Here is a 13,817-nt window from a genome sequence, read left to right on the forward strand (position 1 = left end):
GTCCCAGCTACCGGACTGGATATACAGGTATATCAATCCAACCAGCATGAACACCGAACCGAGAAAGGTGTATAAAAAGAACTTGATGGTTGCATAGACCCGACGCGGCCCGCCCCATATACCGATCACCAGGAACATCGGTATCAGCATGGCTTCAAAAAACACGTAGAAAAGCAGGCCATCGAGGGCAGAAAACACACCGATCATCAAACCTTCCATCACCAGGAAGTTAGCCATATATTGATTGACGTTTTTCTGAATTGAGCTCCAGCCTGCGATCACCACCAGCACGCCAAAGAATAGCGTTAGCAGTATCAACGGTGCGGAAAAGCCGTCGACGCCCAGGTAATACTGGATATTGAAGGTTTCGATCCAGGGCCGCAACTCGACAAATTGCATGCTGGCCGTGGCAGTATCAAACGAAAAGAACAGCGGCAAGCCCAACACAAATGTTGCGGATGAGATGACCAGCGCCAGCCCCTTTGCCATCGCTGGACGGTGCGCACCGGCCATCACCACGACCACTGCACCCATGATGGGCAACCAGATTAATGTACTGAGGAGAAATCCGTGCGAAGTCTCATTCATCATCGCGGTACCATCGCTACCCAGACTGCCAATATTCCAATCAGTCCGATAATCATGGCAAACGCATAGTCATACAGTAATCCGGTTTGCCAGCGACGTGCCCGCGCTGCCAGCCACTCAACCACGCGCGCCGAGCCATTGACAATACCGTTATCAATAAAGCCCGCGTCAGCCTTATGCCACAGGTTTTGTCCCAGTCTGATACTGCCTTGTGCAAAGACTTTCTGGTAGAACTCATCAAAGTAATATTTGTGATCAAGCAGGCGATACAAAAATGGCATGCGGTTTCGTAGCCTGTCTGCAATCGCCGGTCTGAACAAATATATCAGGGTCGACAAGGCCAGACCGGTGATCATCAACCAGAATGGCAGGGTTTGTATCGCGTGCATGGCCATGGCCGTTGCGCCATGAAAGTGTTCACCCAGTTGCGCCAAAACATTGTTTTTCTCGAGCACGAAAATGGAATCGTCGAGCCAGCCACCATACAACACGGGTTCGATGGTCATCCAGCCAATGATGATGGAAGGAATGGCCAGCACTATCAGCGGTATGGTTATAACCAGCGGCGATTCCTTCGGTGCATGCGCAAGCTGCCCCGATGGCGGATGATCACCGGCATCGTGAACTACTTCAAAGCGCTCTTTGCCATGGAATGTGAGGTACAGCAATCTGAAGCTATAGATGGCGGTGACCAGCACGCCGGCAACAACGGCGTAATAAGCCACACCACTACCCCAGCGATGTGAATCCGCTACCGCCTCTATGATCGCATCCTTGGAATAGAAACCGGCAAAAAACGGGAAACCAACCAATGCCAGTGTTCCTATCCATGCTGTAATCCAGGTCACGGGCATATATTTTCTCAAGCCGCCCATGTAGCGCACATCCTGCTCATGGTGCATGGCGATAATGACCGAACCTGCGCCCAGGAACAGCAAGGCCTTGAAGAATGCGTGTGTCATCAGGTGGAAGATGGCTGCTGAATAGGCAGACGCACCCAGTGCAACTGTCATATAACCCAGTTGAGACAGGGTTGAATAAGCAATTACCCGCTTGACATCATTTTGTACGATGCCGATCAAGCCCATGGATAACGCGGTTACCGCACCGGTCAACATGACAAAGCTCAGTGCGGCGTCACTCAATTCAAACAACGGCGACATCCGCGCCACCATGAAAATACCGGCCGTTACCATGGTGGCCGCGTGGATTAACGCGGATATGGGCGTTGGGCCTTCCATGGAATCCGGCAACCACACGTGCAGGGGTACTTGGGCCGACTTACCCATTGCCCCAATGAACAAGAGAACACAGATCACACTCATCAATGACCAATCCGCACCTCGAAAGACTTCGATTGTGGTATTGGCCATACTTGGCGCCTGATGAAATACTTGGGAATAGTCCAGTGTATGGAAATACATCATGATCGCTGCAATGCCCAATACGAATCCAAAATCACCTATGCGATTGGCAAGAAATGCCTTCAGGCTCGCCTGATTCGCCGACTCCCTCTTAAACCAGAATCCAATCAGCAGATACGACACAAGACCTACACCTTCCCAACCGAAAAACAGTTGCAGGAAGTTGTTGGCCATCACCAACATCAGCATAAAGAAGGTAAACAGTGCCGTGTAACTAAAGAATCGTTGGTAGCCGGGATCATCGCGCATGTAACCGATCGTGTAGATATGGATCATCCAGGAGACAAAGCTCACTACCATCATCATCGTCACCGATAGCTTATCGATGAGAAAACCGAGCACAAGGCGGGTATCACCACTGACCAGCCACGTATAGATTGCCTCGTCAAATGGTTCGGCCCCATCAATGACAATGTGCTTGAACGCCACTGATGAAAGGACAAAGGAAATACCAATACCGACGATGGCTACCCAATGGGCGCCGGCGCGCCCAATCCTCCGAGCAAACAGGCCTGCAACGATAGACGCAATTAAGGGCGCAAGAACGACACCGAGATAGACGTGTTGCATATACTCCGCCATCTAACCCTTCAGGGTATCGAGATCGTCCACGTTGATGGTATTTCTGTTGCGGAACAGAACCATGAGGATTGCGAGGCCAATCGCTGACTCCGCCGCCGCAACCGTGAGAATGAAGAATACGAAAACCTGACCGGCGATATCGCCAAGAAAGTAGGAAAAAGCAATGAAATTCATGTTGACAGCAAGCAACATGAGTTCAATGCACATCAACAGAATAATCACGTTTTTGCGGTTCAGAAATATTCCCGCAATACTAAGACAGAAAAGGATGGCACCTAAGACCAAAAAATCTGAAAGCGATAACATTGATTCCATCGAGCTCATCGTTTTCTAACGTCACGTACACACTTTCCTGACTGAAATAACGTGCGCAGTGTTTGGCATCATTAGACTTTCATCCCCGCTTTAAGCCCCAAAAGACTCACCTCTCCCCAAACTGCCGCCTAAGAATTGCGGCAGTGATACTACGCAATTACTGGAAAGACGATTAGCTCTTCTTCTCGCTCGTCATCTTGACTAATTTGACTCTGTCCTCCCTGCGTACTGCGATCTGCACTTCCGGCTTCTGTGCCTTGATATGAGGACGTCTGCGCAGCGTGAGGGCAATTGCAGCAACGATGGCGACCAGCAAGATCGCAGCGGCGATCTCAAATGGGTACACATAGTCCGTGTACAGCACACCGCCCAGTTCCTTGGTGTTACTGTAGTCTGCAGCGTGGCGCGTTGGCGCTTCGAACCGATCGGCACCGAAATAGCGCGGGCCGACCACAAGCGCCATCGACACCACCATCAACAGAAAGACCAGTAAACCAACCGGCAAATATCTCGCAAACCCTTCGCGCAGCGGCGCGAGATTGATGTCTAGCATCATCACGACGAAAAGAAACAACACCATCACTGCGCCCACGTAAACCAACACCAACACGATCGCTAGAAACTCGGCTTCCAGCAGTAGCCATATCGCAGCACTAGTAAAAAAAGCGAGCACAAGAAACAACGCTGCGCGCACTGGATTTCGAACGGTGATCATCATACTCGCGGCGAATATCAGTATCACTGCCAAAGCGTAGAAAATGATTTGTTCAGTCATTATTTACCTATCTTTCTATCGATACGTTGCGTCCATTGCACGGTCTTTAGCGATCTCTTCTTCCATTAAATCTCCTACTTCTAGCAAACGTTCCTTTGTCATCAAGAGGTCTCCACGTTTTTCTCCGTGATATTCAAAAAAGCGTGTTTCAACAATTGCATCGACAGGACACGACTCCTCGCAAAAGCCACAGAAAATGCATTTCGTCAGATCAATATCGTACTGAGTCGTACGGCGGGTACCATCTTCCCGCTCCGCCGACTCGATGGTAATCGCCACGGCTGGACACACGGCTTCGCAAAGCTTGCATGCGATGCATCGCTCCTCGCCATTGGGATAACGCCGTAACGCGTGCAGGCCCCGAAACCGCGGTGATTGAGGCGTTTTCTCCTCCGGGTACTGCACGGTGATCTTGCGGCGAAACAAATGACGGCCTGTTACCCGCAAACCTTGGATTAGCTCCCAGAGCAATAAACTTCTCAAATAGTTTTTAATGGCCTGCATGATGCGACAACTTGTCAATCAAACCAGGGTGGTACTGCTACCATGCTCATCGCGCCAATGACGACTATCCAGGCAATGGTGATGGGAATAAACACCTTCCAACCGAGGCGCATAATTTGATCATAACGATAACGCGGGAAAGTCGCCCGGAACCAAAGAAAGAGAAACAAGAAAATACAGGCCTTCAAGAACAACCAATGCATTCCAGGGCCCAATAAAGCGCCGACGAAGGGGATTTCAAATATCGATGCCGGTAAACCTTCCAGAGGCGACAACCATCCGCCGAGAAATAACACCGCGACCAGTATTGAGATCAGGATCATGTTGGCGTACTCGGCTAGAAAGAAAACGGCGAAGCCCATGCCAGCGTACTCCACATGAAAACCCGCGACGATCTCGGATTCGCCTTCAGCGACGTCAAAGGGAGCACGGTTGGTTTCTGCAACACCGGATACGAAATAGACAACAAAGATTGGTAGCAAGGGCAGCCAGAACCAGTGAAAAATGCTCCCCCGCTGCGCTAGCACGATCTCCTGCAGATTGAGGCTGCCCGCCGCCACGAGCACCCCAACAAGTGCAAAACCCATGGCAATCTCATAGGACACAAGTTGTGCGGCCGCCCGCATCGAACCCAAAAAGGCGTACTTCGAATTGGATGCCCAGCCGGCAATGATCACCCCATATACGCCAAGCGACGTCAACGCGAGTATGTAAAGCAATCCCGCGTTGATATCCGCTAACACCCTCACGTCATCGAACGGGATCACCGCCCAAGCGGCGAGCGTCGGCGCGATGGCCAGAATCGGCGCCAGTAGAAAGAGGTACCGGTTGGCACCCGTTGGCATGATGATTTCCTTGAGAAAGAGCTTGAAGACATCAGCAATAGGCTGTAACCAACCACGGGGACCAACCCGGTTGGGGCCAATTCGCACCTGCATATAGGCGATGATCTTGCGCTCGGCAAAGGTCAAATAAGCAACAGTGAGTATGAGCGGAATCAAGATCGCAATGATCTTAAGCAGAATGATGATGACGATCCGAAGGTCCTCGGGGGATCCCTGCCAAATGCCGCTTAACACCTCAACCATGGCCGTCTCCGATAGACCTCAGTCCCTTTTAAGTGTTACCGGTCCGTACCAGGGGCCGAGTTCCACACTAGCTCGTTGTGCCGCGTGGACAAGCACACAGCCATCTGGCACGCGATCATCGATGCCAACTGGCAGCGTGACGTTGCCATCACCTGCTTGCACTCGAACGTGCTCCCCTTCAACAAGGCCCAATGTGTGCGCCGCATGACCGTTCATATGAAGGGCGCCATCGGCGACATCCCGGGTTTGTTGCAGGGCTGGCGCGCGCCTGACCAAGGGGTCAAGCGAATTCATGGGCACCTCACTGATGCGCTCCAACCCATCAACACGCACACGGAGGCGGGAGGGCAAGCGCCAGCGACCATGAGTCGAGGGCGGCGCCTCACCAACCAACGCCTTTAACTCATCGCGGATCTCGAGCGATGCGTGGTACTCAAACCCCGCGAGTTCAAAAACGTTGCCAAGCACGCGCAACACCTTCCATGCCGGCCGCGCCTCACCGGGCGGAGCCACGACGCCCGCAAAACTCTGCCACGTGCCTTCGGTATTCACATAGCTCCCGGAGGTCTCCGCAAAAAGGGCGATAGGCAGCAGCGCCGAGGCGTAGCGATCCATCTCTGGCGTTTGATACGCCGTCAGTGACACGACAAACTGTGCAGCGTCTAGCGCTTTCAGACTCGCCCGCCCATCCCAGCAATCGAGCTCGGGCTCAATTCCCACGAGCACATAGCCTTTCCGCCCCTGATCCAACATGGCATGCGCGCTCAAGCCCGGCGTCGTGACCGCCTCCCCACCCGGGCCACGATGCGGCAGTGCGCCTGCAAGCCAAGCCCCGGTAGAATTGGCCGCCTCAGCGAGGTACCCAAACGCACAGCCACTTAACTCGGCAACGACGCTTGCGAGCGCACGCAAGCTCGCGGCCTCTACGTGCGCCGCGGCCAAATTCCCCACGAGTACTGTGCCCTGATTGCAGGTCTTGAGCGCCTCTGCAATCCGACGCGCCTCGGCTCCGACCTCGACCCCGGCAAGTAAGTCGCGCAGTCGCCCATCCACCGGGCCATAGGCGCTGCCGTTAAGATCCAAAAGGGCCTTGGCGATGCCCGCGAGCACAACAGGTAACTCGGATGGTGGGGCGATGACCTTCTCTCTGATCGGCAAGTTAAAATCGAAATCGAGCGGGTTGACCAACATGATAGCGGCGCCCCGCATGGCAGCCTTTCGCAAACGATGATTGGCGATCGGCTGTTCCTTCCGTGCGTGGCTGCCAATTAGCAAGGCCGCATCACACTGTTCGAGATCGGCAATCGACTGACCCAACCATGGAAACAATGGGGCGTCTTCTTGATCACTGACATCATACTGACGCAGCCGATGATCCACATTGTGACAACCGATGGCACGCATCAGTTTTTGCAAAAGGTAAAGCTCTTCCAGCGTTGAAGAAGGTGACGCCAGTGCTCCCAATTCATCAGCGCCTTCTGCATCGATGATCTGCTGTATGCCATCCTTAACGAAATCCAGCGCCGTCTCCCAGTCGACCTCGCGCCATTCGCCGTTGTGCTTGATCATCGGCACTGTCAAGCGTTGAGCACTGTAGAGCCCTTCGTAACTGAAGCGATCCCTATCCGAGATCCACATCTCGTTGATCGCCTCGTTCTCTGCCGGAACGACTCGCTTGACCTGGCCTTCCTTGATGTGTACTTGCAGGTTGGATCCAATTGAATCGTGCGGCGCGATGGTCTCGCGTTGGACCATCTCCCAGGCCCTGGCGGAAAAGCGGAACGGTTTCGACGTCAGCGCGCCCACAGGACATAGGTCTATGACGTTGCCCGACAGCTCGGAGACCATGCTCTTTTCGACATAGGTGCCGATCTCCATGTGCTCACTCCGACCGGTCGCGCCGAGTTCCCTGAGTCCCGCAATCTCCTCGCCAAACCGGACACAACGGGTGCAATGGATGCAGCGCGTCATATCCGTCTGCACAAGCGGTCCGATATCCTTATCCTTCACCACTCGCTTCTTCTCTTGATAACGGGAAACAACTCGCCCATATCCGACGGCAAGGTCTTGCAGATCGCACTCGCCCCCCTGATCGCAAATCGGGCAATCAAGCGGGTGGTTAATGAGTAAAAACTCCATCACCGCTTTTTGAGAATCTAATGCGAGCTTGGAACGTGTGTACGCCTTCATGCCTTCTGTTACTGGCGTCGCACAGGCAGGTAACGGTTTAGGGGCCTTCGCAATCTCAACAAGGCACATGCGGCAATTGGCCGCCACGGTTAACTTCTTGTGGTAACAGAAGCGCGGAATATAGATGCCATTGGCATCTGCAATCTCGATCAGCATCGAGCCCCTGCGTGCCTGCAGCGGCTTGCCATCGATCTCGATGTTAACGTGGCTCTCGGTCATATCTCGTGATCATTCCGCGCTAATCACGCCGCCGCATTCGCCCTCAAGCTGCCCGGCCCAACTAAGCACTTCTTGTGGTCGATGTGGTAGGTAAATTCATCGCGAAAGTGTTTGATGAAGCTCTGCACCGGCCAGGCTGCGGCGTCGCCCAGCGCACAAATCGTCCGTCCCTCGATCTTGTTTGCCACATCAATCAGCATGTCCAGCTCTCCATGGCGGCCCTGGCCATTCTCGATTCGGGTTAGGACGCGGTACAGCCAACCTGTCCCCTCGCGACACGGCGTGCACTGCCCACAAGACTCCGAATAGTAGAAACGTGAAATTCGCTGAAGTAGCCGCACCATACAGGTTGTGTCATCCATCACAATGACTGCACCAGAGCCCAACATTGAACCCGCCTTTTGGATCGAGTCATAGTCCATGTTGACTTCCATCATCACGTCGCCCGGCAGCACGGGAACAGACGAGCCGCCCGGAATAACGGCCTTTAGCGCCCTTCCCTCTCGCATACCACCCGCCATCTCTAACAGCTCAGCAAATGAGATCCCTAATCTGACTTCAAAATTCCCTGGACGGTTAACATGGCCACTCACCGAAAACAACTTGGTCCCACCGCTGTTCGGCTTGCCAAGTTCAGCAAACCATTTACTGCCGTTGGTAATAATCATTGGCACAGAGGCAAAAGTTTCCGTGTTATTGATGGTGGTCGGTTTCCCATAAAGACCATGGCTGGCCGGAAACGGTGGCCTAAAGCGAGGCAGGCCTTTTTTCCCTTCCAACGATTCCAACAGCGCCGTTTCCTCACCACAGATATAGGCTCCTGCACCAAGATGGTTGTACAGATCGAAGTCCACGCCGGAATTGAGAATATTCTTGCCGAGATAGCCCTCACGACAAGCTTCCTCAATCGCGTTCTCGATGCGCCGATAGGGTTCATCCATGAACTCGCCGCGGATGTAGTTGTAACCGATGGTAGCCCCCATCGCATATCCAGCAATCGCGATGCCCTCAATCAATGCGTGAGGATTGAAACGCAGGATGTCCCGATCCTTGCAGGTACCGGGCTCGCTTTCATCAGAGTTGCAAATCACATATTTCTGCATCGGGGCAGCTCTAGGCATAAAGCTCCACTTAAGGCCCGTGGGAAATCCCGCACCACCCCGGCCGCGAAGACCAGACGTCTTGACCTCCTCAATGACCTGCTCAGGTGGAATCTTCTCATTCAAAATTTTCTTCCACGCCTCATAACCACCTACCTTGTAGTAGTTCTCCAAGGCCCAGGGCTCATCAAACTGAAGCGTTCTAAAACAGACTTCGTTTTGGATAGTCATTCGATCTTATCCAGGATCTCATCCACCTTCTCTAGCGTCAGATTCTCATAGTACTTGTGATCCACCATCATCATGGGCCCGCCACAGCAGGCAGCAAGACACTCTTCCTCTTGCTTTAAATAAAACCGCCCATCCGAGGTACTTTCGCCTGTCTTGGTTCCCAGTTTATTTTCAATGTATGCAACGATGTCGTCCGCACCGCGGAGCATACAGGAGATGTTCGTGCACACCGAAATGCTGTGTCGCCCAACGGGCTTCAGTTCGAACATTGAATAAAACGTAGCAACTTCATAGACCGCAATCGGCGGCATATCGAGGTACGTCGCTACGGCGTCCAAGAACTCCGTCGTCAAATATCCACCATTCTCGTGCTGAACTTCCCGGAGCGCTGTTAACACAGCTGACTGCTTTTGTTCCGGGGGATACATTGTTAATGCGTCGTCGATCACGTCGCGGACATGTGTCGATAATTGTTCGCTTTTAGATTTTTCCATTAACGGTCAATCTCCCCGAAAACAATATCTTGCGTACCAATAATGGCAACTACATCCGCGAGCATATGCCCCTTAACCATCTCGTTAAGTGCGGCTAAATGGGCAAAGCCTGCTGCACGAATCTTCACACGATAAGGCTTGTTTGCACCATCGGACACGAGATAGATGCCAAATTCCCCCTTCGGATGTTCAACGGCGGCATAAACTTCACCTTCCGGAACACAATAGCCTTCAGTAAATAGCTTAAAGGAATAAATTAGCGCTTCCATATCGGCTTTCATGTCTTCCCTGCGCGGCGGTACCAGCTTATAGTCCTCGATAACAACCGGACCTGGGTGCTCACGGAGCCAATCAATGCACTGTTTGATAATTCGGTTTGATTGGCGCATCTCCTCAATGCGCACCAAATAACGATCATAACAATCACCATTGCGACCGACGGGGATGTCGAAATCGACTTGGTCATAGGCCGCATAAGGCTGTTTCTTTCTGAGATCCCAGGCAATTCCAGAGCCGCGCAGCATGGGGCCGCTGAAGCCAAGCTGCAACGCACGTTCACCGGAAACGACCCCAATATCCACGGTGCGCTGTTTCCAGATACGATTCTCAGTGAGCAAGCTCTCGTAGTCGTCCACACACTTGGGAAACCGCTCCACGAAATCCTCGATAAAGTCCAAGAGTGAGCCTTGCCGGTTCCGATTAAGCCTTTTGACGTCCTTCTCGTTGTGCCACTTGGAAGCCTGGTATTGCGGCATGACATTCGGCAGATCCCGGTACACGCCGCCAGGGCGGTAATAGGTGGCATGCATGCGCGTGCCGGAGACGGCTTCGTAGCAGTCCAGGAGGTCTTCGCGTTCGCGAAAGGCGTACAAAAAAACCGTCATCGCGCCGATATCCAATGCATGGGCGCCCAACCACATCAAGTGATTCAGGATCCGGGTGATCTCATCAAAAAGTGTGCGGATATACTGTGCGCGAATCGGCGGCTCAACCCCAAGAAGACGTTCAATGGCCAGGACATAAGCGTGTTCGTTGCACATCATTGACACATAGTCGAGCCTGTCCATGTAGCCAATGCTCTGATTGTAGGGCTTGCTCTCAGCAAGCTTTTCAGTCGCCCGATGCAAAAGCCCGATGTGCGGATCAGCGCGCTCGATGACTTCTCCATCCATTTCGAGTACCAAACGCAAAACCCCGTGCGCCGCTGGATGCTGAGGCCCAAAGTTCATCGTCATATTACGGATCTCAGGCATGATCATTTTCTCCGTTACCGTCTTCACCAGTGTGGAGTGGATCATGCCGGATCACCTTCGGCACCAATACTCGATTCTCAATCGTGACAGGTTGGTAAACCACCCGCTCCTTCTCCGGGTCGTAACGCACCTCCACATTGCCGACCAACGGAAAATCTTTGCGAAAAGGATGGCCGACAAAGCCGTAGTCGGTCAGGATACGTCGCAGATCGGGATGGCCCGCAAACAGGATGCCAAACAAATCAAAGGCCTCGCGTTCGTACCAGTCCGCGGAGGCCCAGACGTCGACAACGGAATCAACTTTTGGCGGGTCACCTTCAGTGAGGCAACGAAGACGAAGACGCTGATTAAGTTTTATCGACAACAAATGATAGACCACGGCAAACTGCGGATGCTCTTCTACCGCCTCCTTGTGGACTGCCTGGCTTACCCCGCGACTGAATCCAGATTCACTCGCGTCTGTGGTCTCCCAATCGGCCACACCGTATGCAGAATAATCCACACCGCAAAGATCCATCAGTTGCTCAAAGGCAAAATCCGGCTCATCGCGGAGCGCTCGACAGACCTCGAGCAGATGTTTCGCAGGCAGTTCAACGGTAACCTGACCCACGGCCTCCGTGCAGCGGCTTAATTTATCCGCAAAGTGCTGGTCTACGCGTGCAGCAAGGTTCTGAACTGAATCAGCCATCTTGTTCAATGATTAAAAAGTTTAGCGAGCGATGACGTTGGCGCGCTTGATCTTGTTTTGAAGCTGGATCACTCCATACAAGAGCGCTTCAGCGGTGGGAGGACAGCCAGGCACATAGACGTCCACAGGGACGATGCGATCACAGCCGCGCGTGACCGCATAAGAGTAATGATAGTATCCGCCTCCGTTGGCGCAGGATCCCATTGAAATCACCCAGCGAGGCTCTGCCATCTGGTCATAGACTTTGCGCAACGCGGGGGCCATCTTATTAACCAACGTCCCGGCAACAATCATCACATCACACTGGCGAGGACTCGCTCGAAAGAGGACCCCAAAGCGATCCAAATCGTAGCGCGCGGCACCTGCATGCATCATTTCAACCGCGCAGCAGGCGAGACCAAAGGTCATGGGCCACATGGAGCCGGTGCGAGCCCAATTGATCACCTTGTCAACGCTCGTGGTGATGACGCCTTTCTGGAGTGTCCCCGCTACTGCCATTCCAGCGCCCCCTTTTTCCACTCGTATATGAAACCAACAACCAGAACGCCTAAGAAAATCATCATCGCGAAATAACCAAACAGGCCAATCTCATCGAGCACCACGGCCCAGGGAAACAGAAATGCGATTTCCAAATCGAAAATAATAAATAGAATCGCCACAAGGAAATAACGCACGTCAAATTTCATGCGGGCGTCTTCGAAAGCCTCAAAGCCACATTCGTAAGGTGATTGCTTCGCACTATCAGGCCGCTTTGGTCCTAGCAGGGACCCAATAGAAATAAGAGCGGCACCGACAAGCAGTCCCACAATGATGAAGATAAGAATTGGCAAATAGTTGCTGAGCATGAGGCTCCGAACGCCAAAATAATACCCTAAACGTCATTTGTTGCGCCTAGGAAAGCCCCCTCACGGGCGCAACTACGATTCAATGACTTAATTATATTGAACTTTTGCGTGCATGAACATGGCCCCGGCTCGTTCGGGGCTTTACCGAACACTCGTCAAGGCCGTGCTCGGCGCTCCACAGTTACAATGGCCTTGCATGACGAGGGGCCACTCGCACGCTATCGATAGATCTGAGGCGCCTTATGAGTTCTCGACAGGTTGAATAGAAGGATGTAAGGATGGTGCCGATGGCCGGACTCGAACCGGCACGGCTTGCGCCACCGCCCCCTCAAGACGGCGTGTCTACCAATTCCACCACATCGGCGAATAAACGATCTTCAATGGCGGCCCAGCGCTGCTCCGAGCAGACGCCCAAAGGCCGCACACATTGTTCGTGACGCTACTCGTCCGGGAGGGCGGGCAGATCGGAACGCTCCGCGGGTGCTGTCTCTTCCGGGCCTACGAAACCGTCCGGTACGGGCGGCGGCTCCACGATCGTGGGTGCTTCGCCCGGTAGGATCCCCTCGTCCATTACACTCTTCTCTTCCATGACCTGACTCGTCAAGTAGGTCAAGAACAAGATGTTTGAAAAAAACACCAGCGCAAGAACGGCGGTGGTCTTTGTTAGGAACGTGGCCGAGCCTCTAGCACCAAATACTGTCGATGATGCGCCGCTACCGAACGCCGCGCCCGCGTCTGCTCCCCGACCGTGTTGAAGCAAGATCAATCCGATCAGACAGCACGCGAGCACTACATTAACGACGACTAAAACCGTGAGGATAAACATTCAAAACTACTCCGCTGCGCGGCAGATAGAGAGAAACTCTTCGGCGTCAAGCGATGCGCCACCGATCAATCCACCATCTACATTCGCCTGCTCGAAAAGGGAATCTGCATTGGCGGCGTTGACGCTGCCACCGTAGAGTATCCGGAGATTTTCCGCAACGTCCGAGTTCGCTCGAGCCAACCTTTCCCGAATAAAGGCGTGCATGATTTCCGCTTCATTTGGTGTCGCCGTCTTTCCGGTACCGATAGCCCACACAGGTTCATAAGCAATAACGGCATGCCGAAAGGCGTCGACTTTTAAAGGCTCGAGCACGGCATCCAACTGACGGGCCACGATCCCTTCCTTGAGCCCTGACTCCCGCTCTTCCAAGCGCTCACCGACACAAAGAATCGGTGTAAGACCTGCGCGTTGAGCGGCGGCAAACTTCTTCATCACCACCTCATCGGTCTCTCCAAAAAGCAATCTCCGCTCGGAATGGCCGACGATCACATATGTGCAATTATAATCTTTGAGCATTTCAGCGGACACCTCACCCGTGAAGGCGCCAGCTTGCTCATGGAAAATGTTCTGTGCGCCCAACGCGATTTCGGTCCCAACAAGCCGTTCCGACACCTCCTGCAAATAAATAAATGGTGGACACACAGCCGCATCTGTCTTTTTCACAGATGCCATCCCCTCTTTAATACCATCGATCA

The 13,817-nt window shown here is 53.2% G+C and carries 15 protein-coding genes and 1 tRNA gene; all 16 read right to left on the reverse strand.

Features of this window, described 5'->3' with window-relative positions; genetic code table 11:
* On the reverse strand, positions 1–588 hold a 588-nt coding region (locus tag O6944_00520; GenBank protein MCZ6717637.1), incomplete at its 3' end, for a proton-conducting transporter membrane subunit.
* Positions 588–2,594: an NADH-quinone oxidoreductase subunit L gene (nuoL, locus tag O6944_00525; GenBank protein ID MCZ6717638.1), complete on the reverse strand. Its 2,007-nt coding sequence runs from the start codon at positions 2,592–2,594 to the stop codon at positions 588–590. The genes O6944_00520 and nuoL, both read right to left, overlap by 1 nt.
* Positions 2,595–2,900 (reverse strand): NADH-quinone oxidoreductase subunit NuoK, encoded by a 306-nt coding sequence (gene nuoK / locus O6944_00530; protein MCZ6717639.1) that lies wholly within the window; start codon positions 2,898–2,900, stop codon positions 2,595–2,597. It abuts the gene before it with no gap.
* Between the two features lie 181 nt (positions 2,901–3,081).
* A complete protein-coding gene (locus O6944_00535; GenBank protein MCZ6717640.1) occupies positions 3,082–3,684 on the reverse strand; it encodes an NADH-quinone oxidoreductase subunit J in 603 nt (200 codons plus the stop codon).
* A gap of 15 nt (positions 3,685–3,699) precedes the next feature.
* A complete protein-coding gene (gene nuoI / locus O6944_00540) occupies positions 3,700–4,188 on the reverse strand; it encodes an NADH-quinone oxidoreductase subunit NuoI (protein MCZ6717641.1) in 489 nt (162 codons plus the stop codon).
* Between the two features lie 14 nt (positions 4,189–4,202).
* Positions 4,203–5,276 (reverse strand): NADH-quinone oxidoreductase subunit NuoH, encoded by a 1,074-nt coding sequence (gene nuoH, locus O6944_00545; GenBank protein MCZ6717642.1) that lies wholly within the window; start codon positions 5,274–5,276, stop codon positions 4,203–4,205.
* An 18-nt stretch (positions 5,277–5,294) separates the two neighbouring features.
* A complete protein-coding gene (nuoG, locus tag O6944_00550; protein MCZ6717643.1) occupies positions 5,295–7,685 on the reverse strand; it encodes an NADH-quinone oxidoreductase subunit NuoG in 2,391 nt (796 codons plus the stop codon).
* Between the two features lie 23 nt (positions 7,686–7,708).
* Positions 7,709–9,016, reverse strand: a complete 1,308-nt coding sequence (gene nuoF / locus O6944_00555; protein ID MCZ6717644.1) for an NADH-quinone oxidoreductase subunit NuoF — start codon at positions 9,014–9,016, stop codon at positions 7,709–7,711.
* Complete coding sequence (locus O6944_00560; GenBank protein ID MCZ6717645.1) at positions 9,013–9,510, reverse strand: NAD(P)H-dependent oxidoreductase subunit E; 498 nt, start codon at positions 9,508–9,510, stop codon at positions 9,013–9,015. Before O6944_00560 ends, nuoF begins: the two co-directional genes overlap by 4 nt.
* Positions 9,510–10,763, reverse strand: a complete 1,254-nt coding sequence (locus O6944_00565; GenBank protein ID MCZ6717646.1) for an NADH-quinone oxidoreductase subunit D — start codon at positions 10,761–10,763, stop codon at positions 9,510–9,512. Before O6944_00565 ends, O6944_00560 begins: the two co-directional genes overlap by 1 nt.
* Positions 10,756–11,451: an NADH-quinone oxidoreductase subunit C gene (locus O6944_00570; GenBank protein ID MCZ6717647.1), complete on the reverse strand. Its 696-nt coding sequence runs from the start codon at positions 11,449–11,451 to the stop codon at positions 10,756–10,758. Before O6944_00570 ends, O6944_00565 begins: the two co-directional genes overlap by 8 nt.
* A gap of 21 nt (positions 11,452–11,472) precedes the next feature.
* Positions 11,473–11,949 carry an NADH-quinone oxidoreductase subunit B gene (locus O6944_00575; GenBank protein ID MCZ6717648.1) on the reverse strand — a complete coding sequence of 159 codons (477 nt, stop codon included), beginning with the start codon at positions 11,947–11,949 and terminating at the stop codon, positions 11,473–11,475.
* Positions 11,940–12,296 (reverse strand): NADH-quinone oxidoreductase subunit A, encoded by a 357-nt coding sequence (locus O6944_00580; protein ID MCZ6717649.1) that lies wholly within the window; start codon positions 12,294–12,296, stop codon positions 11,940–11,942. Before O6944_00580 ends, O6944_00575 begins: the two co-directional genes overlap by 10 nt.
* Positions 12,297–12,575: 279 nt before the next feature.
* Positions 12,576–12,660: transfer RNA gene (locus O6944_00585), tRNA-Leu, on the reverse strand.
* A gap of 75 nt (positions 12,661–12,735) precedes the next feature.
* Positions 12,736–13,122 carry a preprotein translocase subunit SecG gene (gene secG, locus O6944_00590; protein MCZ6717650.1) on the reverse strand — a complete coding sequence of 129 codons (387 nt, stop codon included), beginning with the start codon at positions 13,120–13,122 and terminating at the stop codon, positions 12,736–12,738.
* A 6-nt stretch (positions 13,123–13,128) separates the two neighbouring features.
* Positions 13,129–13,815, reverse strand: coding sequence for a triose-phosphate isomerase (gene tpiA / locus O6944_00595; protein ID MCZ6717651.1), 687 nt, complete (start codon positions 13,813–13,815; stop codon positions 13,129–13,131).
* Positions 13,816–13,817 lie beyond the last annotated feature (2 nt).

The sequence above is a fragment of the Gammaproteobacteria bacterium genome (genome assembly GCA_027296625.1).
GTDB lineage: Bacteria > Pseudomonadota > Gammaproteobacteria > JAKEHO01 > JAKEHO01 > JAKEHO01.

Excerpts from the sequence above, each read along its gene's own strand:
- nuoF (MCZ6717644.1), bottom strand. The coding sequence starts at position 9,016 with ATGACTATCCAAAACGAAGTCTGTTTTAGAACGCTTCAGTTTGATGAG.
- nuoI (MCZ6717641.1), bottom strand. The coding sequence starts at position 4,188 with ATGCAGGCCATTAAAAACTATTTGAGAAGTTTATTGCTCTGGGAGCTA.
- nuoH (MCZ6717642.1), bottom strand. The coding sequence starts at position 5,276 with ATGGTTGAGGTGTTAAGCGGCATTTGGCAGGGATCCCCCGAGGACCTT.
- O6944_00575 (MCZ6717648.1), bottom strand. The coding sequence starts at position 11,949 with ATGGCAGTAGCGGGGACACTCCAGAAAGGCGTCATCACCACGAGCGTT.
- nuoG (MCZ6717643.1), bottom strand. The coding sequence starts at position 7,685 with ATGACCGAGAGCCACGTTAACATCGAGATCGATGGCAAGCCGCTGCAG.
- O6944_00535 (MCZ6717640.1), bottom strand. The coding sequence starts at position 3,684 with ATGACTGAACAAATCATTTTCTACGCTTTGGCAGTGATACTGATATTC.
- O6944_00580 (MCZ6717649.1), bottom strand. The coding sequence starts at position 12,296 with ATGCTCAGCAACTATTTGCCAATTCTTATCTTCATCATTGTGGGACTG.
- nuoL (MCZ6717638.1), bottom strand. The coding sequence starts at position 2,594 with ATGGCGGAGTATATGCAACACGTCTATCTCGGTGTCGTTCTTGCGCCC.
- O6944_00570 (MCZ6717647.1), bottom strand. The coding sequence starts at position 11,451 with ATGGCTGATTCAGTTCAGAACCTTGCTGCACGCGTAGACCAGCACTTT.
- O6944_00560 (MCZ6717645.1), bottom strand. The coding sequence starts at position 9,510 with ATGGAAAAATCTAAAAGCGAACAATTATCGACACATGTCCGCGACGTG.
- nuoK (MCZ6717639.1), bottom strand. The coding sequence starts at position 2,900 with ATGTTATCGCTTTCAGATTTTTTGGTCTTAGGTGCCATCCTTTTCTGT.
- secG (MCZ6717650.1), bottom strand. The coding sequence starts at position 13,122 with ATGTTTATCCTCACGGTTTTAGTCGTCGTTAATGTAGTGCTCGCGTGC.
- O6944_00565 (MCZ6717646.1), bottom strand. The coding sequence starts at position 10,763 with ATGCCTGAGATCCGTAATATGACGATGAACTTTGGGCCTCAGCATCCA.